We start from the raw sequence: 23,892 nt of genomic DNA on the forward strand, positions 1-23,892 counted from the left end.
ACGCATTGGTTCATTAATGTAATAAAGGTAAGATGCACTAAAATGGTGCAATGGGGTATTCAATATGGAAACGGCAGACTTACCTGACAACACATTAATTTTAGACTCACTGATACACTCTGTATTGGTTATCAACAAAGAGTTTATTATTTGCTACGCAAATCATTCTGCGTTACAGGTTTTAGCACAAAGCCGTCGAAAACTATTTGAAACGCCTTTCACTGCCCTTTTCAGCTATTACTCTTTTGATGCTGATTTAATGCGTGAAACATTAGCGAATGGACAAAGCTTTACCGACAATGAAGTGATATTGGTTGTCAATAACCAATCACACACAATGTCGCTCAGTGCCCAACCTATTTCCGAGCAACATATTTTGCTGGAACTGGCGCCTATGGATAGTCAACGCCGGTTAAGCCAAGAGCAGATCCAACAAGCCCAACAAATGGCTGCTAGGGAATTGGTTAGGGGGCTGGCACATGAAATTAAAAACCCGTTAGGAGGATTACGAGGTGCAGCTCAATTGCTAGCAAAATCCTTACCTGATCCTGCCTTAACGGAATACACGCAAGTCATTATTGAACAAGCTGATCGCCTACGGGTGCTGGTGGATAGATTGCTTGGTCCTCAACATCCGGGGACAAAAACCCATCAGAGTATTCATCATGTTGTGGAGCGCGTAGCTCAGCTTATTTCCCTTGAATGCCCTGAAAATGTCACCTTATTGAAAGATTACGATCCGAGTTTACCTGAGTTATCACATTACCCAGATCAAATAGAACAGGTACTCCTAAATATTACACGCAATGCTTTACAAGCCGTTGAAAAAACAGGAGGGACGATTATTTTACGTACCCGTACTGCTTTTCAAGTCACGCTTCATGGCGAACGCCATCGCCTTGTTGCTCGCATTGATGTGATTGATACCGGTGATGGCATTCCTCCTCATCTACAAGATACGCTTTTTTATCCTATGGTGAGCGGTCGAGAAGGTGGCAATGGGTTGGGGTTATCTATTGCACGTAATTTAGTGGATCAGCATGCAGGTAAAATTGAATTTACCAGTTGGCCCGGAAATACTGAATTTTCTATTTATTTACCAATTAAGTAGGAGATAACCAATGCAAAAAGGAAATGTATGGGTTGTTGATGATGACAGCTCTATTCGCTGGGTACTTGAACGCGCTATTTCTCGTGAAGGTCTGTCATGTAAAACCTTTGAACATGCGAATGATGTGCTTAATGCACTTAATACAGAAATACCTGATGTATTGTTATCAGACATTCGTATGCCTGATATTGATGGTTTATCTCTTCTAAAAATAATTAAAGAACAATATCCAACTCTGCCCGTGATTATTATGACGGCACATTCTGATCTCGATGCGGCTGTTAATGCCTATCAACAAGGGGCATTTGATTACTTACCAAAGCCGTTCGATATCGACGAAACGTTGGCACTAATTGATCGCGCCATTACTCATTATCGCGAGCAAAAACAACCGAATAACGATGAAACTTCATTGCAATCAGTTTCAGATATGATTGGCGAAGCACCTGCAATGCAAGAGGTTTACCGTATTATTGGTCGGCTTTCTCGCTCTTCAATTAGTGTGCTGATTAATGGGGAATCAGGGACAGGGAAAGAATTAGTGGCACATGCATTACATCGCCACAGCCCAAGATCTTCCTCTCCTTTTATCGCCTTAAATATGGCAGCCATTCCTAAAGACCTGATTGAATCAGAGCTTTTTGGTCACGAAAAAGGCGCATTTACAGGTGCTTCTCAAGTACGACAAGGTCGATTTGAACAAGCGAATGGCGGCTCACTGTTTCTTGATGAAATTGGCGATATGCCTCTTGATATTCAAACACGTTTACTGCGAGTCCTTGCTGAAGGGCAATTCTATCGAGTAGGTGGTTATGCCCCTGTAAAAGTCGATGTACGTATTATTGCCGCTACACATCAAGATTTAGAAAAGCGAGTTCAAGCAGGTGATTTTCGTGAAGATCTCTATCATCGACTCAATGTAATACGTATTCAGTTACCCCCATTACGAGATAGAACGGAAGATATTCCCAGCTTAGCACGCTATTTTCTACAAAAAACAGCAAAAGAATTAGGTGTCGAAACCAAAGCGCTTCATCAGCAAAGTTTGCAAATAATGATGGAATACAACTGGTCAGGTAACGTCAGACAATTAGAGAATGTGTGTCGCTGGTTAACCGTAATGACGGCAAGCCAAGAGATAATGCCTCAAGATTTACCACAAGAAATTCGCCAACCTGATGAGAAAGCCAAAAATATCAGTCGAATTGCTTCTTCTCAACATTGGTCACAGCACCTTTCATTATGGGCAGATGAAGCATTAGGGGAAGGAAAAGAAAATATCTTAACAGATGCCCTACCTCAATTTGAACGCACATTATTACTTAGTGCCTTGGCATACACACAAGGACATAAACAAGATGCGGCAAGATTATTAGGTTGGGGAAGAAATACATTAACCCGTAAATTAAAAGAGTTAGGGATAGAGGAATATTGATCCTCTACCCCTTCATCGATTAAATAACACGCGAGAATTGACGTTGGCGCATTTGATTTCGTAAATAGGTATCAAAACACATACAGATATTACGAATTAGCAAACGTCCTCGTGGTGTAACTTGGATACCGTCTACTGTTATTTCAACTAAACCATCATCCTTCATTGGCACAAGTAATTCTAAATCTTCTTTAAAATAGTCATGGAAGACAATATTGTGCATTTTTTCAATATCAGAAAAACGCAGACTAAAATTACAAATTAAGGTTTTAATTACATCTCGACGAATACAATCATCATTAGTCAGAGATAAACCTCGCCATAGTGCATTCCCTTCACTATTTACACGCGCATAATACTCTTTCAATACTTTTTCATTTTGCGCATAGTTATCGCCTAACATACTTATTGCAGAAACTCCCATGCCTAATAAATCACACTCTTCATGAGTGGTATAGCCTTGGAAATTACGATGTAAAATACCTTTGCGCTGAGCAACGGCTAATTCGTCATCAGGTTTAGCAAAGTGATCCATACCAATAAACTGATAGCCGTTTGTTGTCAGCGTAGAAATTGTTTCTTGTAATATTTCTAATTTTTCTTCAGCTAAAGGGAGATCTTCATCTTTAATTTTACGCTGAGCAGCGAATAAATTAGGTAAGTGTGCATAATTGAAAACACTTAATCTATCGGGTGATAATTCAATAACGCGTTTTAATGTAAAGGCAAAACTCTCTTTGGTTTGCTTAGGTAAACCATAAATTAAGTCAATGCTGGTGGAGTGAAAACCCACTTCACGCGCACGCTCTACCAATGCAAAAATAAACGCTTCATCTTGCTCACGATTGACTTTTTGTTGTACTTCTTTATTGAAATCTTGCACACCCATACTTAGGCGATTAAATCCTTCATGGCGCAGATGATCGATAACATCTAGCTCAATTTCACGAGGATCGATTTCAATAGAGAGTTCTGCATTATCAACAAAATGAAAATGGTGACGTAATAGCGAAACCAATCGGCTAATTTGTTGCTTATCCAGAAAAGTAGGTGTGCCCCCACCCCAATGCATTTGAGTCACTTTTCTGTCTTTAAAATAACGAGCCCTGTTAATAATTTCTTTTTCTAAAACATCAAGATATTCATCTGCCTTATGTTTATGCCGCGTAATAATTTTATTACAGCCGCAGAAATAGCACAGCTTATGGCAGAAAGGGATATGAATATAAAGCGATAAAGGGCGCTCAAGATAACGTTGAGTCGCTTTGATAAAATCATCATCGCCATATTGCTGATTAAACTCTAATGCTGTTGGGTATGATGTATAGCGAGGACCTGAATAGTTATACTTATGGATCAGGTCAAGATCCCAAATAATTGTTTGTTCTGACATGCCTCTACCTTCCAAAAGTGAACCGCTGATATTTCATACCAGCAAACAGACATTATGAATATCTGAAAGAATAGTGTAACCAATAAATCGAGAACTGAATATGATCGAAAGAGGTATCGTATAAATCCCTTTCTTCTTATTGATAGGTGATAACACTCAAATATACGACGTGATGTAAATCACATTATGTAAAAATAGTCTTATCCATTAAATATATTCATGAATAAATTAAGTTTATTCAATATGTTAGTAGTTTTAATTCATCGCGAAATATCAGAAGAAAACTTTTACGCCGAGTTTAAAACGATATATTACTCAAAATACGATTTAAATTAATTAAATATCTCGTTATATTAGTTTTATTATTCTTTTATTCCCTCTTAATTCGATGATTATAATAATAGTAACAATTATATCTTTACCTAAATTATAATATTACATATCCTAGAGACAAACATTGATTAATATCCAACTAGGTCGTGTTTTGATTTAAATTTGAGGCTCATTTAAAGAATAAAGGTCGCTATATTACAAGGAAAGATAGCATCCCCCATACCTTATCTTATTCTAATTGACGTTTCTCTTATTTAATCAGTCTCTTTTATATACCCGAATTATGGATTATTAACCACGGAAGGAAACGGACTAGCAACCAAGGATGGTTTATCTCTTCAATAACAATTCATCTCTTTTATTCACTCTTCTACTTCACGTTTATCTTACAATAAATATATGTAGCATTACCTAGCACCAAATAAGAATAATTATTATTTATACCTACAAATAAAATAAGGCTCTACTTATTTTAAAGTTAATAAGCAGAGCCTTTCTCTTTATTATGCTTATTTTATAGCATTTATTTATTCTGCTTCTTTACCATAATTAGGAGAACGAGGACCATACAGAATGCCATTCGCATTTCCAGCAGAAAGTAAGCGAACACTGGTTATACCCGCAATTTGATAGCTTTTATCTGATACTGTATTCACGATTTGATTCACAACCGCTGAAACCAGCATCCCGACTAAACTACCTGATGAGCCTTCTGTTTCTGTACTTGATGCCGTTGCAGAACTACTCCACAACACACCACCATTACGAAGATCAACAAGCTTGGCTGCGACAGTAACTCGCGTATCACTAGAAATAATTTGGTATGACGTTCCAAATTCGGTGATATCTAAGTATAAAACAGCATCAGCGCCAAAGATTTCACGTAATTTATTAGGACTTACTGCATGAATATCCCCAGCCATGGATAAGCCGTTTTGCTTAAATGTCTCTTCAACGACAGCAACAGGGAACACATAATATCCTGCTTCCGCTAAAGGATACGTCACTTGAGATAAGAAACTGTGTCCAGCTCCAACTTCTGTTGTATGGTTTTGGGGCACCAAGACTAAAATGCTCTTTGGTTTACTCTGCTTAAATGCGGAGTAATCTGTTTTAACAGGCTGAGCACATCCCGTTAATACCAGCGCAAAAGCCAAACAAATTAAAGTGAATAAGCGACTCATTTTTGCATTCCTTTATTTTTCATCAGGCGATCCATAAATTCCGCTGATTCTGGGTAAAGTGCTTTCTCTTCATTAAATTCAGCCATCGCTAAATCTAACGCCCCTGTTGCACCGTATAACATACCTAAATGTGCATGTAATCCCGGTGGAATACCTAATGATTTGGCACGAGAAAGCTCAATACTTTTCTTTAATGCATCGATTTGTGCTTGAGGATCACTTTCACTTTGTTGATAGTGCTGATACACCACTTGTTGATAACTATCCCAGTTATAAAGTGGTTTAGGACCACTTGCACAGCCCGTTAGTAATAATGCACCAAAAACAAGGCTTATTAATGATTTTGACATCGTTATATCCTTATAAAATGTGCATTATTTTGAAGGCTGCCAAGCATTGCTTTCAATGCCTGCAACTAAGTTATTAACTGCTTCACGAATAGCTAAATCAAGTACCTTACCGTTAAGTGTTGAGTCATAGCTTGCTGTTCCACCAAACCCAATGATTTCACGATTAGAAAGCTCGTATTCGCCCGCACCTTGAGATGAGAACACCACTTCTGATGTATTCACATTCACAACGTTTAAGTTCACTTTGGCATAAGCAACTTGTGTTTTACCACGACCTAAAATACCGAATAATTGACGGTCACCAACTTCTTTACGGCCAAATTCAGTGACATCGCCAGTAATAACATATGTTGCACCTTTTAACTGTTGGCTTTGGCCTTTAATGCCCGCTTCTTCTTTTAATTCAGATAAGTTAGTTCTATCTAATACATTAAAACGCCCTGTTTGCTGTAAGTGCGTCATTAAAATCGTTTTGGATTGATTTCCTAATCTATCAACTCCATCAGAGAATATTCCATTCATATAACTAGAACGGTTATCAAACTTACCAATAGAAATAGCGCTCTTAGTGCCGGTATAAGTTGTGTTATAGGTTGCAACTTTAGCAACTTCTAAAGAGCGTGAAGATTCTGATGCACATCCTGCAAGTAATGATGCAGAAACCAAGATCAAACCAAGTGATAATTTATTTAAATTCATATTAATAACCCAATAAAGGTGAAATAAACCTATAGATATTCATTCTATTAATTGAAGTAGAGTTGATATAAACGGAAATAATAATTTTCAGTTTTAGCTCATAAAGCCCACACTTATAAACCTCAGTAATAATAAGGTTAAAAGATACATCAGCTCTTATTTATAATATAAAGGCAATCAGCGGCGGGGAGAATAGAAGATGGGTGATAAAAATAACAACAAATAAATATAGAGATAAAATAGAGAATGCTTTATCTATTATTTTATCAATATCCCTTAAGTCAGTTTAAAATTAAACTTATAAAAAAATGAAAAAGAATTTGTATTACGTTGCTATTTAATTAGTTTTTATAAATATTTTTATCTAAAAGCAACATCTAAATAATGTGTAATAAAAAACGTGATATAACCAATATTAGTTATATCACGCTCATAATTTTTACTCTTTTTACCGACTAATACGGTAGCAATAAATGCGCTATTAGCGTTTTTTTCCAAATGCGGCAGCTAAAGCATCACCCATTGCACTATTTCCCGCACTATTACCATTATTTATTGTCTGGCGGTTATTGCGAGCTGGTTTCTGTCCTTTGTTGTTTCTAGCAGAATTCGCATTATTTGATGATGATTGTTTTTTATCACTATCACCTGCGACTTCATCTAAACGCATAGTCAGTGCAATGCGTTTACGAGCTAAATCAACCTCAAGAACTTTAACTTTAACAATATCTCCGGTTTTCACCACTGTATGTGGATCTTCAATAAATCTGTCTGCTAAAGAAGAGATATGAACCAGACCATCTTGGTGTACACCGATATCAACGAATGCACCGAAATTAGTCACGTTAGTCACAGTTCCTTCAAGGATCATGCCACTGACTAAATCATTCATCGTTTCGACACCTTCAGCAAAGGTTGCAGTTTTAAACTCTGGACGAGGGTCACGTCCCGGTTTTGCTAATTCTTTTAAGATGTCATTAATTGTTGGCAAACCAAATTGCTCTGTAATAAATGCTCTTGCATCTACTTGTGAAATTAAAGTGCTATTACCCATTAAATCATCAATTTTTTGATGTGTAGATTGCAGGATATTTTCAACGACTGGGTACGCTTCAGGGTGAACCGTTGAGGCATCTAGCGGATTTTTACCATCACGAATACGCAAGAAGCCAGCACATTGCTCAAAGGCTTTCGGTCCTAAACGCGCCACTTTGAGCAACTGTTTTCTATCGACAAAGCGACCGTTTTCATCACGCCAGCTAATAATATTTTGAGCAATAGATTGGCTAAGCCCTGCAACACGCGTTAATAACGGTACTGATGCTGTATTTAAATCAACACCAACACCATTCACACAGTCTTCAACAACAGTATCAAGTTTTCTCGCTAATAATGTTTGGCTAACATCGTGCTGATATTGACCAACCCCAATCGATTTAGGATCGATTTTTACAAGTTCAGCCAACGGATCTTGTAAGCGACGCGCGATAGAAACCGCACCACGAATAGAAACATCCAAATCAGGGAATTCATTAGCCGCAAGCTCTGACGCAGAATACACCGATGCACCTGCTTCACTGACAATCACTTTTTGCGCTTTGACTTCTGGATAACGTTTTACTGTTTCAGCAAAAAAGCGCTCTGTTTCACGAGATGCCGTACCATTACCAATCGCCACCAGTTCAACATTATGCTTAATACACAACGCAGCTACACTTGCCGCTGCTTTATCAGCTTGTCCTGTATGTGGATAAATTGTATCTGTAGCAATTAATTTACCCGTGCTATCAACAACCGCAACTTTAACACCAGTACGTAAACCAGGATCGAGCCCCATTGTGGCACGCATGCCAGCAGGAGCCGCCATCAGTAGATCATTAAGGTTACGAGCAAAAACATTAATCGCTTCTTCTTCCGCTTTTTCTCGTAATTGGCCCATCAATTCTGTTTCAATATGCATTAAAACTTTAATACGCCAAGTCCAACTCACAACAGCTTTACGCCAACTATCAGCAGGTTGATTATTTAAGCGTAATCCTAAATGTTCCGTGACCAGTTGTTCACCGTAGCTCTCTTTAGGCGCTTCTTCAAATTGCGGATCTGGATTGAGTGATAATTGAAGTATCCCTTCATTCCGACCACGAAACATCGCTAATGCGCGATGAGAAGGAACATTAGCGATTGGCTCATGGTGATCAAAATAATCACTAAATTTCGCCCCTTCGGCTTCTTTACCTTCAATCACTTTGGCAACAAGATGTGCATTTTTCCATAGATATTGACGAACTTTTGCCAATAATCCGGCATCTTCTGAAAAACGCTCCATTAAAATATAACGTGCACCATCTAAAGCTGCCTTCGTATCATCAACACCTTTTTCTGTGTTGATATAAGCGACTGCCGCTTCTTCTGGGCTATTTTGTGGTTCATTCCACAGTAAATCCGCTAAGGGTTCTAATCCATTCTCAATCGCAATCTGACCACGAGTACGGCGCTTAGGCTTATAAGGAAGATAGAGATCTTCAAGCTCTGTTTTACTTTGAGTTTCATTAATTGAAGATCGCAATTCAGGCGTCAGCTTTCCTTGTTCTTCAATTGATTTTAAAATTGTTTGGCGGCGATCGTTGAGTTCCCGTAGGTAACCGAGGCGAGTTTCTAATTGACGTAATTGCGTATCATCTAATCCGCCTGTGACCTCTTTACGATAACGGGCAACAAATGGCACCGTATTCCCTTCATCCAGTAACGTTATCGCCGAAAGGACTTGCTGGGGCTTAACCGAGAGCTCATCTGCAATAATTCGGCTTAATGATTCATTCATAAAATATTTACCTACCGAGAGGAATAGTTAAAAAAGATGGCTATTATACACGCAGAGCACTAAAAAAATTTGGCAAATTTCCCATCTAGCTCGACAATTATGAGGAAATTAACAGATTATTTTAACATTCACGCTATAGTACCTTTATGAAATTCAATGTTGATGATAGTTTTTATTCGTAATGGCAAAAAGTAACTATATTACTCGCGATGGCTGGTATGCCTTAGACAAAGAGCTAAAATATCTTTGGAAAGAAGAGCGCCCTCGTGTTACACAATCGGTTTCAGAAGCAGCGGCACAAGGCGACCGTTCAGAAAATGCTGAATATATTTATGGAAAGAAGCGATTACGTGAAATTGATAGACGTGTTCGTTTTTTATCAAAACGCCTTGATGAACTAAAAATTGTTGACCCTGATCCTCGCCAAGAAGGAAAAGTCTACTTTGGTGCTTGGGTCACGCTTGAAGATGATGACGAAAACGTCAAAACTTTTCGACTTGTGGGTCCCGATGAGTTTGATCCAGCAAAACAGTGGATTTCTATTGATTCACCCGTTGCCAGAGCGCTCATTGGTAAACAAGTTGATGATGAAATTAGTGTGCAGACACCAGGTGGTGAAGTTAATTACTGCGTATTATCTATCAAATATCATTCGGAATAAGATAAATAAATAGTTTTATCCCCTTCCTTAGGGCTAATGAACAAGTTTTATCTATAAATTATTAACATTTATTCTTTGGTTTTGGTTTAATATTCTTATCGATGATAGAATTCGCTAATAAAAGCATTTGCACTTCGGGAGCTTAAAAAATGCAAGAAAGTTATAAAGTGCTAATCGTGGATGATGATTTACGTCTACGTTCACTCTTAGAGCGCTATTTGACAGAGCAGGGTTTTCAAATCCGTACTGCTGCAAACGCCGATCAGATGGATCGTCTGCTCACTCGCGAATCTATCCATCTTATTGTGCTCGATTTAATGCTTCCAGGTGAAGATGGTCTATCTATTTGCCGCCGCTTAAGAAGCCAAAACAACCCTATCCCTATTATTATGGTGACAGCGAAAGGGGAAGAGGTTGATAGAATTGTTGGGCTTGAAATTGGTGCTGATGATTACATCTCAAAACCATTTAACCCAAGAGAACTACTGGCACGTATTCGCGCTGTTCTTCGTCGTCAAGCAAATGAATTACCGGGCGCGCCTTCACAAGATAACGCCATTATCTCTTTTGGTAAGTTCAAGCTGAACCTTGGTACACGCGAAATGTTCCACGAAGAAGAGCATATGCCTCTGACGAGTGGTGAATTTGCTGTATTGAAAGTACTGGTATCACACCCTCGTGAACCACTGTCTCGTGACAAATTAATGAGCCTTGCTCGTGGTCGAGAATACAGTGCTATGGAGCGTTCAATTGACGTTCAAATTTCTCGTTTACGTCGCATGATTGAAGAAGATCCAACACACCCTCGTTACATTCAAACGGTTTGGGGTCTTGGTTACGTCTTTGTTCCTGATGGAACCAGCGCTCAATGAGAAGGCTGAGGCTTTCCCCTCACAATAAACTGACGCGCTCTTTATTTCTGGTTATCTCGCTACTTTTTTTTAGCTTGATAGCCAGTTATATCGTTGTGCAGCATCTTATTGTTGGGCCAAGCCTTCAGCAATTCAATAAAGTATTAGCGTATGAAATACGCACTTTAATGCCTGAAGAATTGATCCTCGTTGATGGCACCCCGCTAAAAATCTCCCCTGCTTTACGCAATAAAATCTATAACGAATTAGGCATTTCTTTCTTTGATAAAAAAGCAGCACTTGAAGAAGGCCTGTATTGGGCAAAAATAGATGATGAATTAAGTGAGCAGATGACTGAATATCTGGGGGGAGAAACCGAAATTTGGATCGAGAATACGCTGGAATACCCTGTTTTATGGGTCAATACACATATGTCTCCCTCGCTTTGGATACGTGTTCCGTTGACTGAATTAGGGCAAAACTTCTTACTCCCCGTTTATCGGCAAGCGATTATTTTTATTATTATCGTTGTCGCTTTTTTCTGGCTCTATAGTCGTTTTCAAAATCGCCCACTTAATGAAGTGGAATATGCAGCGCGTCGCATCGGAAAAGGAGTTATTCCTCCTCCTATTCCTGAATCTGGCTCTTCTGAAATGCGCTCAATTATTCGTGCCTTTAACCAGATGTCATCAGGAATTCGCTCATTAGATAATGATAGAACGCTCGTTATGGCAGGTGTCAGCCATGATTTGCGTACGCCATTGACTCGAATTCGTCTAGCAACGGAAATGATGAGTCCCGAAGATAGTTACCTCGCAGACTCTATCAATAAAGATATCGAAGATTGTGATGCCATTATTGGGCAATTCTTAGACTATATGCGCACGGGTAAAGAGATGTCTTTAGAGCTGTGTGATATGAATAATCTATTGCAAGAAGTCATTTCAGCCGAATCTAATTCAGGGAAAATCAGTGAAGAACATCTTCATCCTGAACCTATTAATATCACAGCTAACCCTATTGCGGTAAAACGAGCACTTACCAATATGGTTGTGAATGCCACTCGCTATGGTAATGGCTGGATAAGCGTTTCAAGTGGCAAAAATGAAGAATATGCTTGGTTCCAAGTTGAAGATGATGGCCCCGGTATCCCACAAGAAGATAGACAACGTCTTTTCCAACCTTTTGTTCAAGGTGAGCAAGCGCGTAGTTCAACGGGTGCAGGTTTAGGTTTATCCATTATTCGCCGTATTATGGATGCTCATGGTGGTTATGTTGAGCTTGATGATAGCATTAAATGCGGATTATTAATTCGAGCTAACTTCCCATTAAAAGAGCGTGAAGATGAGGATGATTAGTCCTCTCTATTTCAAGTATTGAAGTGCTTTTTTATTACGCCATCTCCATTCTAATTTCTCTCCTCCTATAAATATTTCATCATTTTTTTGCTTTGTCATAAAACTGTCACAATTAAGACATTTAATTGTCATCAAACTGACCTATTGTCTGTGCGTACCGTAACCGAAGTTGATAGATGTCGAAAATTATTCTACCTATCCCACAGGAGGGATTATGAAACTGATGCGTACCACCCTGACTAGTGTCATTGCCGCTGCGTTTTCAATGACCGCTCTTTCTGCACAGGCAACGACCTCGCTGACTGGTGCGGGCGCAACGTTCCCTGCCCCAGTTTATGCTAAATGGGCAGATTCCTATCAGAAAGAAACGGGTAACAAAATTAACTACCAAGGCATTGGTTCCTCTGGTGGTGTAAAACAAATCATTGCAAATACCGTTGATTTTGGTGCTTCTGATGCGCCATTAGCAGACGATAAATTACAAGCTGACGGTTTATTCCAATTCCCTACCGTGATTGGTGGCGTTGTTATGGCAGTCAATATTCCTGGTATCAAATCAGGTGAACTGACCTTAGATGGCGATACTATCGGTAATATCTACCTAGGCAAGATCCAAAAATGGAACGACCCTGCCATCACTAAACTTAATCCGGGCGTAAAATTACCAGACCAAAATATCGCAGTTATTCGCCGTGCAGATGGTTCAGGAACCTCTTTCGTTTTCACTAGCTACTTATCAAAAGTAAATAGCGCATGGAAAGATGAAGTAGGCGCTGGCTCTACTGTTAAATGGCCGACAGGCTTAGGTGGAAAAGGGAATGATGGTATCGCGGCATTCGTTCAACGTGTACCAGGTTCAATTGGTTATGTTGAATATGCTTACGCGAAACAAAACAACCTTGCTTATACTAAATTAGTCACCGCTGACGGTGAGGCAATCGCACCAACAGCAGACAGTTTTAGTGCCGCAGCAAGAAAAATTGATTGGAGCAAAAGCTTTGCACAAGACCTGACTAATCAGAAAGGTGAAAACGCATGGCCGATTACTTCCACCACCTTTATCTTAGTGCATCAGAAACAGCAAAATGCAGAAAAAGGTAAAGAAGTACTGAATTTCTTCAACTGGGCTTACGACAAAGGTAATCAAGAAGCGAAAAATCTAGATTACGCCGTACTACCCGCAGAAGTTGTAGAGCAAATTCGTGCAGCATGGAAAACAAGTATTAAAGACAGTAATGGTAAACCGATTTACTAATAAAATCGGGAACCATTAAGAGATAAGTTAACGTTCACCCCCTGCAAAACAGGGGGTAATAAATTAAAAGAGGCTTTATGGCCGAGCATACAACGGTAATAAAGGCCCCTAGTAAACGAGGGGACGTTATTTTCAGCGCACTAGTTCGTCTAGCTGCGTTGATTACACTTTTGCTTTTAACAGGTATCATTGTTTCACTGATTTTCGCCTCATGGCCAAGTATTCAACAATTTGGCCTTTCATTCTTATGGTCGAAAGAGTGGGATCCTCCTGCTCAGGAATTTGGGGCACTAGTACCCATTTACGGCACCATTGTAACTTCAGTCATCGCACTGGTTATTGCCGTTCCTGTCAGCTTTGGTATCGCTCTTTTCTTAACTGAATTAGCGCCTAATTGGTTAAAACGCCCGTTAGGTATCGCTATTGAGTTACTCGCCGCTATTCCAAGTATTGTTTATGGTATGTGGGGACTGTTTGTCTTCGCACCACTCTTTGCAACCTATTTCCAAGAGCCGGTAGGTAATGTGCTTTCTTCTATTCCTATCGTTGGCGAGCTTTTCTCTGGCCCTGCTTTTGGTATCGGGATCTTAGCTGCAGGCGTTATCCTCGCTATCATGATCATTCCTTATATCGCTTCTGTTATGCGTGATGTGTTTGAACAGACGCCTGTCATGATGAAAGAGTCTGCCTACGGCATTGGGTGTACAACATGGGAAGTGATTTGGAATATCGTTCTACCTTATACCCGTAATGGCGTTATCGGCGGTGTTATGTTGGGATTAGGACGTGCCTTAGGTGAAACTATGGCGGTAACCTTTATCATCGGTAATACCTACCAATTAGACTCTGCCTCGTTATTTATGCCAGGTAACAGTATCACGTCTGCATTAGCGAATGAATTTGCTGAAGCTGAGACGGGATTACACACTGCTGCATTAATGGAATTAGGGCTTATCCTGTTTGTCATCACCTTTATCGTTCTTGCGATTTCTAAGTTTATGACATTACGTTTATCAAGAAATGAAGGAGCGCGCTGATATGTCTAAAACATCCTCTTCTTCATTGCGAGTTCAAACAGAAAACGAGCTGCGTGTACGCCATAAACGCCAACTTTGGCGTCGTCAAAAAAATCGTATCGCGCTATTTTTATCTGTCTCTACCATGGCATTTGGTCTTTTCTGGTTAACATGGATTTTATTCTCCACGTTTACCAAAGGCTTCGATGGCATGTCACTTGCACTTTTTACTGAAATGACACCTCCGCCGAATACTGATGGTGGCGGATTGGCGAATGCCATTGTCGGTAGTGGATTACTCATCCTTTGGGCAACAGTGATTGGAACACCATTGGGTATTCTTGCAGGGATTTATCTTGCTGAATATGGTCGTCGTTCATGGCTTGCTGAAACCACACGCTTTATTAACGATATCTTGCTGTCAGCGCCGTCAATCGTTGTCGGGCTTTTTGTCTACACCATTGTTGTCGCACAGATGCAGCACTTTTCAGGATGGGCGGGAATTATCGCATTAGCGTTACTGCAAATTCCTATCGTTATTCGCACCACTGAAAATATGTTGAAGTTAGTACCTGATAGCTTACGCGAAGCCGCTTACGCATTAGGGACACCAAAGTGGAAGATGATCTCTAAAATCACCTTAAAAGCCTCGGTATCAGGCATTATCACAGGTGTGTTATTAGCGATTGCGCGTATTGCAGGCGAAACTGCACCACTGTTATTTACTTCACTATCAAATCAATTCTGGAGCACAGACTTAAACGAACCGATAGCTAACTTACCTGTAACTATCTTTAAGTTCGCCATGAGTCCTTTTGCACAATGGCAAGAGCTTGCTTGGGCTGGCGTATTACTTATCACCCTCTGTGTTCTATTTATCAATATTATTGCGCGCGTGCTATTTGCTAAACGCAAGCACGGTTAACGCAGAAAGTTAAGTAAGAGAGACGTTGAATGATTATGGCTAATGATAACGCAGGAAATAAAATTCAAGTTCGTGATTTGAACTTCTACTACGGTAAATTCCATGCGCTGAAAAATATCTCTTTAGATATTGCCAAAAATAAGGTGACTGCATTTATCGGCCCTTCTGGCTGTGGTAAATCAACCTTACTGCGTACTTTTAACAAAATGTATGAGCTTTATGGCGAACAACGTGCAGAAGGTGAAATTCTGCTAGATGGCAACAATATCCTGACAGATAAGCAAGATATTGCGTTATTACGTGCCAAAGTCGGAATGGTATTCCAAAAACCAACACCGTTCCCGATGTCGATTTATGACAACATCGCCTTTGGTGTACGTTTATTCGAAAAATTGTCTCGCGCTGATATGGATGAACGTGTTCAGTGGGCTTTGACTAAAGCCGCATTATGGAACGAAACCAAAGATAAATTACATCAGAGTGGATATAGTCTGTCTGGTGGTCAACAACAGCGTTTATGTATAGCACGCGGTATCGCTATTCGCCCTGAGGTTTTATTACTTGATGAGCCTTGTTCAGCACTTGACCCTATCTCAACTGGTCGTATTGAAGAACTTATCAGTGAACTTAAATCAGAATATACCGTGGTTATCGTGACACATAACATGCAACAAGCGGCACGTTGTTCTGATCACACTGCATTTATGTATTTAGGCGAGTTAATTGAATTTAGCGATACGGATACGTTATTTACGCGTCCTGCGAAAAAACAAACTGAAGATTACATCACTGGGCGTTACGGCTGATAACGAGGCACTAAATGGATAATTTAAATCACAATAAGCATATTTCTGGTCAATTTAATGCTGAGTTAGAGCATATCCGTACTGAGCTGATGGTTATGGGTGGGCTTGTTGAAGAGCAACTGAAAAAAGCCATTACGGCGATGCATAATCAGGATCAAGCATTAGCAAATGAAGTCATTCAAGGTGACCATAACGTCAATATGATGGAAGTCGCCATTGATGATGCGTGTATGCGAATTATTGCTAAACGCCAGCCAACCGCGAGTGATTTACGTTTAATTATGGCGATATCAAAAACGATCGCTGAACTAGAACGTATTGGTGACGTTGCTGAAAAAATCTGTAAAACCGCACTTGAAAAGTTTTCACACCAACATCAACCACTGCTCGTGAGCTTAGAATCTTTAGGTCAACACGCCATACAAATGCTTCACGATGTTCTTGATGCATTTGCGCGTATGGATTTGGATGAAGCAGTGCGTATCTATCGTGAAGACGCTAAAATTGATAACGAATATGAAGGTATCGTCCGTCAATTGATGACTTATATGATGGAAGATCCTCGCACTATTCCTAGCGTGCTAACAGCACTATTTTGTGCGCGTTCTATTGAACGTATTGGCGACCGTTGTCAGAACATTTGTGAGTTTATTTTCTATTACGTAAAAGGTCATGATTTCCGCCATTTAGGGGGCGACCAAGTAGAAAAAATGCTCACAAAAAATGACGATAGCAACGCTTCTAAATAAATTTCTCTCTCTTTTTCTTCTCTTCAAAACAGCGGCGCTCATGTCGCTGTTTTTTATGCTCTATAAATTAATACCGCTTTCGCTCAACACTTTTTTCCATCTTATTCCTTAAAAGCATATCCATATCAATTTTTATTATTTTATGAACTTAGATCAACTTGATAGCGTGATATCCAACATAACGATGATAATTCTTTTCTTTGGGGTGAATAATGAAATTACGTGTCTTGGCAACCGCATTAATTGCAGGCTCTGTGCTTTTCTCTGGTATTGCAAAAGCAGATAAGCTCGATGATATAAAAAAAGCAGGTGTAGTACGTATCGCGATTTTTGACAGTAATCCTCCATTTGGGTTTATTGATCCTCAAACCAAAAAACTCGCAGGTTATGATGCAGATATCGCCAATGAGATCGCCAAAGATTTAGGTGTAAAACTGGAACTGCGTCCAACAAACCCAGCAAACCGTATCCCACTTTTAAGTTCTAAAAAAGTCGATTTAATCGCAGCTAACTTCACCATTACCGATGAGCGAGCTAAACAAGTTGATTTCTCTGTTCCTTACTTTGCAACCGGACAAAAATTTATTGCACGTAAAGGGGTTTTAACCAACCCAGAACAAATTCACTCACTGCGTATTGGTGCTGATAAAGGTACTGTTCAAGAAATCACATTACGTGAACGCTATCCTGACACCAAAGTTATCTCTTATGACGATACACCACTGGCTTTTGCTGCATTACGTAACGGTAACGTACAAGCCATCACACAAGATGATGCGAAGTTAGTGGGTTTATTAGCAAATCTTCCTGATGCCATTAAAGCCGATTTTGAAGTGTCATCATTTAGCATTACCCGTGAATACCAAGCAGTTGCAGCCGCTAAAGGTGAAGAGCGTTTAATTAACGAAATCAATAACACCCTATTAAGATTGGAAAAAGAGGGTAAAGCCGACGAGATCTACAATCGTTGGTTTGGCCCTGAAACAAAATCAGCTCAACCTCGTGGTGATTTTAAATTTGCCCCACTATCAGAGCAAACACCACAATCTTGATCTTTAAAGCGTAATAACTTTCTTCTTTCATCAAAATAAAGTTATTCCTTTATTAAAACACCTACCCCGCTTTTGCGGGGTTTGGTGTCTACAATAGGCCTATTATATGTTTGAGCAATTTCTTTCACATTACCTTCTTGAGCCACACTATTTAAATTGGCTCTGGAGTGGTTTTCTAATCACCTTGCTTATCTCTTTTTGGACTATTGTCATTGCAACATTAATGAGCTTTGCCCTTAGTGCTGCAAGAGATAGCGCTTTTGCACCATTACGCTGGTTAGCTACTACTTATACTTCTCTATTTCGTAATACTCCGCTGTTAGTGCAGTTATTCTTTTGGTATTTCGCATCAGGAGAAATTCTGCCACAAAGCGCCATGGTATGGTTAAACACTCCTCATGAGATTACATTTTTAGGTATAACGCTTTCTTGGCCTTCTTTTGAGTTTTTGGCGGGTATTGTGGGTCTGACATTTTACTCAACGCCATTTATTGCCGAAGAGCTAAGAGCCGGTATTCAAGGTGTTAGGCAAGGACAAAAGTATGCCTCTTTGGCATTAGGTCTAACTCAGTGGCAATCTATGCGCTATGTGATTTTACCTCAAGCCTTTCGTATTGCTCTTCCCCCTTTATTGGGTCAATACATGAATGTGATAAAAAACTCATCACTGACGATGGCTATTGGTGTTGCGGAGCTTTCTTACGCATCAAGGCAAGTCGAAACAGAATCACTACGCACCTTTGAAGCCTTTGGTGTTGCAACGATCCTCTATATTGCAGCAATCGCATTGATGGAAGCTTGGGGACAATGGCATCAGCAACGTAAATTAGCACAAGGGTATTAATATGGACTTTACTGTTATTGCTGATAACTGGCAGTACTTACTCTTTGGTGCTTATCCTGATGGGCCTTTAGAAGGTGCAGCACTGACCGTTTTTATCAGCATCATTGCAGGTATTGCATCAATTATTTTGGGTACATTAGGTGGCATTGCTTTGGCTATGCTCAGAGGTGTCTGGGTTAACCTTTTTGCAGCTTTCTTAGGTTTTTTCCGCGCAATTCCTGTCATTATGTTGATATTTTGGGTCTATTTTTTATTGCCCGTTGTATTAGGAATGGAAATTCCTGAAATTACCACCGTAATTTGTGCATTGGCTTTAATTACATCGTCTTATATTGCGCATGGCGTTAAAGCTGGTATTTTGGCAATTGGAAAAGGGCAATGGCAAGCAGGGTTATCGTTAGGTTTTAATCGCTGGAAAGTGTTGTGGTATATCGTATTACCACAAGCATTACGCATGATGGTGCCTTCGTTTATTAATCAGTGGATAGCCTTAATTAAAGATACTTCACTAGCTTATGTGGTGGGTGTAGGTGAACTTTCTTTCTTAGCGACCCAAGTTAATAACCGCAGTATGGTTTATCCAATGGAGGTTTTTCTATTCGTTGCTTTTATCTATTTTATTCTCTGTTTTTCATTGGAAATTATTGCCAATAGAGTAGCGAAATTATTTTCCACACAAAAAGAAAAGCGCCCTTTTTGGCAGATGGTGTTGCCGTTTAAACAACAATCATTTGTTAAGAAAGAAGTGGGATAAACAAAAGAGACTCACTTATTGTTTTAATAAAATAAGTGAGTCTCTTTATAATTAATTTATTCATTATCAACTAGACTTATTACCGCTTTAGCATTCGCCATAGTCATAAATAAACGATATTCATTTTGGCTAAATGAAGAAAAACCTAATCCTTGATACATACTTTTTGCAATATCATGTTTTGCATCTACGATAATCATGGGTATTGGAATATTACCTGATGAATTTATTGCCTTTCTTACAGCATCAACTAATAAAATAGACCCTAAACCTTGGCGTTGATACTGCTGACTAATTACTAACCGCCCGATTAATACGCAATAGAGCTCTTTGGGATATTTTTTCCCGATTTCTTGCGGTAATTCATCTAAATCGATAGTACACAATGCTAATGAATAAAATCCTTTAATTTTTGTAGGCTCGATTTCACTTGTTAATACAAAAGTACGTGCTAAATCTTTTTCATGATGTTGATTGGATATTGCTTTCAAGTAGTTATTAAGTGTTTTATCGCCACAATCAAAAGATGTTCTATCATGTATTTTTCTATTCAGAGGACTTATTTTCATCAAGAATTGTTTCCTTATGCTTGCGCGCGGCACGAAGGAAGCGATCATTTATTTCGATTGGTTTTTCCAATGCATTAATAAAATCTAAAGCGTCTTCCTGACAAAGTTTAATACGCATATCTTGCTCGATTAGCCGTTTAGCTTCAGCAATAGCTGCTTGTACAATAAAACTATTTAAACTCGTATAACCTGATAATGATAAAGCCTTTTCTAACAAAATTTTCATTTCGGGACTAATACGTGTTGTGATCCTTTCATTTGATAAAGTAGGCATAATTCCTCCACCTCTTTATTAAAACTTATTTAATAGCTGTTATTTATAAAACTAGTAAAACTTCAAAACAGCTCACTTTTCAAGCAAGATAATATGATCAAATTTTAACAAAGTAAATAAAATGTGCCATTTTGACGTCATACAATTATTAGCACTAAACTACACTTAGTTTATTAAATATCTCCATCTATTTTTAATGCCTTCGCTGTAGCGCTCTACGCAATCGATTACTTTTTTAGGTGCAGTTATTGTTTTATTTGTGTAGGATAAAGCGAAAAACATTTTTTTTGGGATCTTTTGTCTATGAGCATGTCATCACCAAATTCTGGATCACAGGGTTTGCTCCAACGCCTGTTTAAGCTACAAGAACACGGCACAAACGCTCGCACCGAACTGATTGCGGGTATCACGACTTTCTTAACGATGGTTTATATTATCTTCGTTAACCCTCAAATTCTTGCTGCTGCCAATATGGATATCAAAGCCGTCTTCGTGACGACCTGCTTAATTGCGGCTTTCGGCAGTATTTTAATGGGATTAGTGGCAAATTTACCTATTGCCGTTGCACCTGCAATGGGCTTAAACGCATTCTTTGCCTTCGTCGTCGTTGGTGCTATGGGTTACTCATGGGAAGTCGCTATGGGTGCGATTTTTTGGGGTGCCGTAGGGCTATTTTTACTGACTCTCTTTCGTATTCGCTACTGGATAATTGCCCATATTCCACTGAGTTTACGTGTTGGTATTACTAGCGGTATCGGTCTTTTTATCGCCATGATGGGCTTAAAAAACTCCGGTATTATTATTCCTAATAATGACACTATCGTTACTATCGGTAATTTTGCTTCTCATAACGTATTATTAGGTGCATTAGGCTTTTTTATTATCGCTATTCTTGCTGCTCGTAATATTCATGCCGCTATTCTTATCTCAATTGTTATCACCACTGTAATTGGTCTTCTTTTAGGTGATGTTCAATATCAAGGTATCTTCGCTGTTCCTCCTTCTATCACAACCGTTGTTGGTAAAGTTGATATTATGGGCGCCTTAGATATCGGTCTTTCTGGTGTGATCTTTGCTTTTATGTTGGTGAACCTATTTGACTCTTCAGGCACATTAATTGGTGTCACTGATAAAGCAGGTTTAACTGATGACAAAGGCAAGTTTCCACGAATGAAACAAGCGTTATACGTCGATAGCTTGAGTTCTGTTGCAGGCTCTGCAATGGGAACATCTTCTGTAACCGCATTTATCGAAAGTACTTCCGGTGTTTCTGTCGGTGGTCGCACAGGTTTAACTGCCGTTGTTGTGGGTATTCTTTTCTTACTCGCTATCTTCTTATCACCACTAGCAGGTATGGTGCCAAGCTATGCGACAGCAGGCGCACTGATTTATGTGGGTGTATTAATGACATCCAGCCTTACACGCGTGAAATGGGATGATTTAACAGAATCCGTTCCTGCTTTTATCACCGCAGTCATGATGCCATTTAGCTTCTCAATTACCGAAGGTATCGCACTAGGCTTTATTGCTTATTGTGTTATGAAGATAGGGACTTTCCGCTGGAAAGAAATTAATCTATGTGTTGTGATTGTTTCACTGCTATTTATTTTAAAAATATTGCTGATTGATACTCATGTGATTGATTTGAACAATCTTTTCTAAACTGCACTCCAAAGCAATAGTCTACGGGCTATTGCTTTTCCTATTTTTTATCAGGTGACAAGTTTTGCTTTATTTTTAAACATCACTAAAATACTATAAAGGGAACGTTATGGTTATTTATAATGATATTTAATAAATAATTTTCTTAATAGTTATTTTATTTACTAAACATTATATTCATCATAATAACTTTAAGTTTACTAATTATTAGGGGGGAGAAATGAATAAACGTTCACCTCATACAATAGCAAGTAGAACTATTCTAATTGGTGAAATTAAAGATAGTGAAGGTATTAATTTCGAAGTTAGAATAATGAAAGAGCGTGAAACAAGACCTAGAGTCTTAATCCTTAATGATGGCTGGGAAGAAACAGCTATTTGGGATAATGTATATCCTATTCTTGAAATTCAATTAGCACCATCTAAAAATAAAAAAGGATTTAGTGTTGTATCTGAGTCTTTTTCAAATAAAATAAATAATAAATATAAAGTACACTATGAAAAGCTTTTTAATCATAGAAAGCTTAAAAAAATGATTAAGACTTTTAACTCACAGCATAAAAAGGCTCAAATGAATGCCACCCATATTAATTGATCGCCATGATAAACGACTCATTAATCCAGATAACAGCGAGGATTTTGGTGAAATAGATGAATTAGGAATAATTTTAGATAATGATCAAAAAGAATATTTATTATTAAGAGAAAACGTTAGTTCTGAATTAAATCGGTTATATGTTAAAGATATAAAAAATAATATTATTGTTGCTAATTATGTAATGAGTTTTAATTTATCCACACCAATATTATTTTCATCTAATTTACCTCAAATAGAATCTGCTTATGTAGATAATGAATACCGTTCATTAGGTATTTCAGTCGCAATTTATTTAAGAATAATTGAAATTTACGGTGGCGTAATTAGTGATACTCAGCAAACTCTGGGTGGCATGAGTTTATGGGCAATTGGTTTATCAAATTCAGAAAATATTACGCTTTATGTTATGCATTGTCATAATAATACGCTATCACATAAATACTTTTCTGATGGTGAATTGATGTTTTATGAATGCGATAGAAAATCTCTTATAACAAACAGCGCTTATATTTGGAGTAGGCCTTCTTCAATAGATTTCAGTGTTGATCTCGCCTTCATAGAAAAATTAAATATCCCAGAAGGCGATTTTGGCGAAAGAGTCGTTTTACTTGCAATATCCAGCCTAATAGACTCCCCCTAATTAGGCTTTATCTATTGTAGGCAACAACAAACCAAAAATAATAGAGTCAGAAATCTCATCACCGACTATCCAACGCTGTTTTAGATACCCTTCTTGTTCAAAACCTAATTTTGCTAACAACGCAGCTGATGCTTTATTATCAGGGTGGATATCCGCTTCTAAACGACGAACAGATAGATGAGATTGAAGATACGTAATAAATGCCACCATCGCTTCTTTCATAACGCCTTTACCTTGATAAGCTGTATCAAGGCAATACCCAATTTCTCCACGTCGTGAATTAGGGTAATGATTAAAAAAAACACACATGCCCATCAGTGCATTTGTTGCTTTATCTATCACCGCTAAGCGCAGATACTCTTTTCTTTCCATATGCGTGATATCTTGAATAATATCTTCCTGCGCTTCTTGCAGTGACTGCCAAGGAAGATGGCTCCAATAACGCGTCACTTCAGCTGAACTCATGATCTTAAACCAATCTTCAGCATCCCCCATTTCAAAAGGACGCAATCTTAATCTTTCTGTTTCAACTTGAATATCAGCGTAACGCAT

24 protein-coding genes are annotated in these 23,892 nt (G+C 38.7%); 16 read left to right on the plus strand and 8 right to left on the minus strand.

What is annotated here, in order from left to right; translation table 11 throughout:
• Positions 1 to 64 precede the first annotated feature (64 nt).
• Together glnL and glnG are read left to right on the plus strand one after the other, a co-directional pair.
• Positions 65 to 1,111, plus strand: coding sequence for a nitrogen regulation protein NR(II) (glnL, locus tag EHE21_RS17650; protein ID WP_075671278.1), 1,047 nt, complete (start codon positions 65 to 67; stop codon positions 1,109 to 1,111).
• A 10-nt stretch (positions 1,112 to 1,121) separates the two neighbouring features.
• Complete coding sequence (gene glnG / locus EHE21_RS17655) at positions 1,122 to 2,546, plus strand: nitrogen regulation protein NR(I) (RefSeq protein WP_088494325.1); 1,425 nt, start codon at positions 1,122 to 1,124, stop codon at positions 2,544 to 2,546.
• A 19-nt stretch (positions 2,547 to 2,565) separates the two neighbouring features.
• Here the strand turns inward: glnG and hemN are convergent, their stop codons facing one another.
• The 5 genes from hemN to EHE21_RS17680 all read right to left on the minus strand — a co-directional run bounded on the left by hemN (position 2,566) and on the right by EHE21_RS17680 (position 9,326).
• Entirely contained in the window at positions 2,566 to 3,939 is a 1,374-nt protein-coding gene (gene hemN / locus EHE21_RS17660; protein ID WP_194951398.1) for an oxygen-independent coproporphyrinogen III oxidase, read from the minus strand.
• An 860-nt stretch (positions 3,940 to 4,799) separates the two neighbouring features.
• The gene (locus tag EHE21_RS17665) at positions 4,800 to 5,456 is read right to left on the minus strand and encodes a DUF799 domain-containing protein (RefSeq protein ID WP_088494323.1); all 657 of its coding nucleotides are present in this window, start codon (positions 5,454 to 5,456) and stop codon (positions 4,800 to 4,802) included.
• The gene (locus EHE21_RS17670) at positions 5,453 to 5,806 is read right to left on the minus strand and encodes a DUF4810 domain-containing protein (protein ID WP_194951399.1); all 354 of its coding nucleotides are present in this window, start codon (positions 5,804 to 5,806) and stop codon (positions 5,453 to 5,455) included. Before EHE21_RS17670 ends, EHE21_RS17665 begins: the two co-directional genes overlap by 4 nt.
• Before the next feature lie 24 nt (positions 5,807 to 5,830).
• Positions 5,831 to 6,505, minus strand: a complete 675-nt coding sequence (locus tag EHE21_RS17675; protein ID WP_194951400.1) for a CsgG/HfaB family protein — start codon at positions 6,503 to 6,505, stop codon at positions 5,831 to 5,833.
• A 481-nt stretch (positions 6,506 to 6,986) separates the two neighbouring features.
• Positions 6,987 to 9,326 carry a Tex family protein gene (locus EHE21_RS17680; protein WP_194951401.1) on the minus strand — a complete coding sequence of 780 codons (2,340 nt, stop codon included), beginning with the start codon at positions 9,324 to 9,326 and terminating at the stop codon, positions 6,987 to 6,989.
• Between the two features lie 181 nt (positions 9,327 to 9,507).
• On the opposite strand from EHE21_RS17680, the gene greB reads away from it, so the two are divergent.
• From greB to EHE21_RS17735, 11 genes are all read left to right on the plus strand, one after another.
• Positions 9,508 to 9,987 (plus strand): transcription elongation factor GreB, encoded by a 480-nt coding sequence (gene greB / locus EHE21_RS17685; RefSeq protein WP_006534574.1) that lies wholly within the window; start codon positions 9,508 to 9,510, stop codon positions 9,985 to 9,987.
• Positions 9,988 to 10,136: 149 nt separating this feature from the next.
• On the plus strand, positions 10,137 to 10,859 hold the full coding sequence (gene ompR / locus EHE21_RS17690; RefSeq protein ID WP_036933800.1) for a two-component system response regulator OmpR: 723 nt from the start codon (positions 10,137 to 10,139) through the stop codon (positions 10,857 to 10,859).
• The gene (gene envZ, locus EHE21_RS17695) at positions 10,856 to 12,196 is read left to right on the plus strand and encodes a two-component system sensor histidine kinase EnvZ (protein ID WP_194951402.1); all 1,341 of its coding nucleotides are present in this window, start codon (positions 10,856 to 10,858) and stop codon (positions 12,194 to 12,196) included. Before ompR ends, envZ begins: the two co-directional genes overlap by 4 nt.
• A 214-nt stretch (positions 12,197 to 12,410) precedes the next feature.
• A complete protein-coding gene (gene pstS, locus EHE21_RS17700) occupies positions 12,411 to 13,451 on the plus strand; it encodes a phosphate ABC transporter substrate-binding protein PstS (protein ID WP_088494319.1) in 1,041 nt (346 codons plus the stop codon).
• A 77-nt stretch (positions 13,452 to 13,528) separates the two neighbouring features.
• On the plus strand, positions 13,529 to 14,488 hold the full coding sequence (pstC, locus tag EHE21_RS17705) for a phosphate ABC transporter permease PstC (protein ID WP_088494318.1): 960 nt from the start codon (positions 13,529 to 13,531) through the stop codon (positions 14,486 to 14,488).
• A 1-nt stretch (position 14,489) separates the two neighbouring features.
• Positions 14,490 to 15,392 carry a phosphate ABC transporter permease PstA gene (gene pstA, locus EHE21_RS17710; protein ID WP_228766712.1) on the plus strand — a complete coding sequence of 301 codons (903 nt, stop codon included), beginning with the start codon at positions 14,490 to 14,492 and terminating at the stop codon, positions 15,390 to 15,392.
• A gap of 29 nt (positions 15,393 to 15,421) precedes the next feature.
• Positions 15,422 to 16,198, plus strand: coding sequence for a phosphate ABC transporter ATP-binding protein PstB (gene pstB, locus EHE21_RS17715; protein WP_088494316.1), 777 nt, complete (start codon positions 15,422 to 15,424; stop codon positions 16,196 to 16,198).
• A gap of 14 nt (positions 16,199 to 16,212) precedes the next feature.
• Positions 16,213 to 16,947: a phosphate signaling complex protein PhoU gene (phoU, locus tag EHE21_RS17720; RefSeq protein WP_194951403.1), complete on the plus strand. Its 735-nt coding sequence runs from the start codon at positions 16,213 to 16,215 to the stop codon at positions 16,945 to 16,947.
• Between the two features lie 212 nt (positions 16,948 to 17,159).
• On the plus strand, positions 17,160 to 17,999 hold the full coding sequence (locus EHE21_RS17725; protein WP_036933789.1) for an ABC transporter substrate-binding protein: 840 nt from the start codon (positions 17,160 to 17,162) through the stop codon (positions 17,997 to 17,999).
• A 106-nt stretch (positions 18,000 to 18,105) separates the two neighbouring features.
• Positions 18,106 to 18,843 (plus strand): amino acid ABC transporter permease, encoded by a 738-nt coding sequence (locus tag EHE21_RS17730; RefSeq protein ID WP_088494314.1) that lies wholly within the window; start codon positions 18,106 to 18,108, stop codon positions 18,841 to 18,843.
• A 1-nt stretch (position 18,844) separates the two neighbouring features.
• The gene (locus EHE21_RS17735; RefSeq protein WP_194951404.1) at positions 18,845 to 19,597 is read left to right on the plus strand and encodes an amino acid ABC transporter permease; all 753 of its coding nucleotides are present in this window, start codon (positions 18,845 to 18,847) and stop codon (positions 19,595 to 19,597) included.
• 56 nt (positions 19,598 to 19,653) lie between these two features.
• Here EHE21_RS17735 and EHE21_RS17740 read toward each other — a convergent pair whose 3' ends face one another.
• Positions 19,654 to 20,166 carry a GNAT family N-acetyltransferase gene (locus EHE21_RS17740; protein WP_194951405.1) on the minus strand — a complete coding sequence of 171 codons (513 nt, stop codon included), beginning with the start codon at positions 20,164 to 20,166 and terminating at the stop codon, positions 19,654 to 19,656.
• Entirely contained in the window at positions 20,144 to 20,440 is a 297-nt protein-coding gene (locus tag EHE21_RS17745) for a DUF1778 domain-containing protein (RefSeq protein WP_109408979.1), read from the minus strand. Before EHE21_RS17745 ends, EHE21_RS17740 begins: the two co-directional genes overlap by 23 nt.
• A 303-nt stretch (positions 20,441 to 20,743) precedes the next feature.
• On the opposite strand from EHE21_RS17745, the gene EHE21_RS17750 reads away from it, so the two are divergent.
• The 3 genes from EHE21_RS17750 (at position 20,744) to EHE21_RS17760 (ending at position 23,340) form a co-directional block, all read left to right on the plus strand.
• Positions 20,744 to 22,102 carry an NCS2 family permease gene (locus tag EHE21_RS17750; protein ID WP_194951406.1) on the plus strand — a complete coding sequence of 453 codons (1,359 nt, stop codon included), beginning with the start codon at positions 20,744 to 20,746 and terminating at the stop codon, positions 22,100 to 22,102.
• A gap of 220 nt (positions 22,103 to 22,322) precedes the next feature.
• Complete coding sequence (locus EHE21_RS17755) at positions 22,323 to 22,697, plus strand: hypothetical protein (protein ID WP_194951407.1); 375 nt, start codon at positions 22,323 to 22,325, stop codon at positions 22,695 to 22,697.
• Positions 22,678 to 23,340, plus strand: coding sequence for a hypothetical protein (locus EHE21_RS17760; RefSeq protein WP_194951408.1), 663 nt, complete (start codon positions 22,678 to 22,680; stop codon positions 23,338 to 23,340). The genes EHE21_RS17755 and EHE21_RS17760 overlap by 20 nt, the downstream gene beginning before the upstream one ends.
• On the opposite strand, the gene EHE21_RS17765 is transcribed toward EHE21_RS17760, so the two are convergent.
• Positions 23,341 to 23,892, minus strand: coding sequence for a GNAT family N-acetyltransferase (locus EHE21_RS17765; RefSeq protein WP_194951409.1), 552 nt, complete (start codon positions 23,890 to 23,892; stop codon positions 23,341 to 23,343).

The organism is Proteus sp. GOKU (genome assembly GCF_015475555.1).
Classification (GTDB): Bacteria; Pseudomonadota; Gammaproteobacteria; order Enterobacterales; family Enterobacteriaceae; genus Proteus; species Proteus mirabilis_B.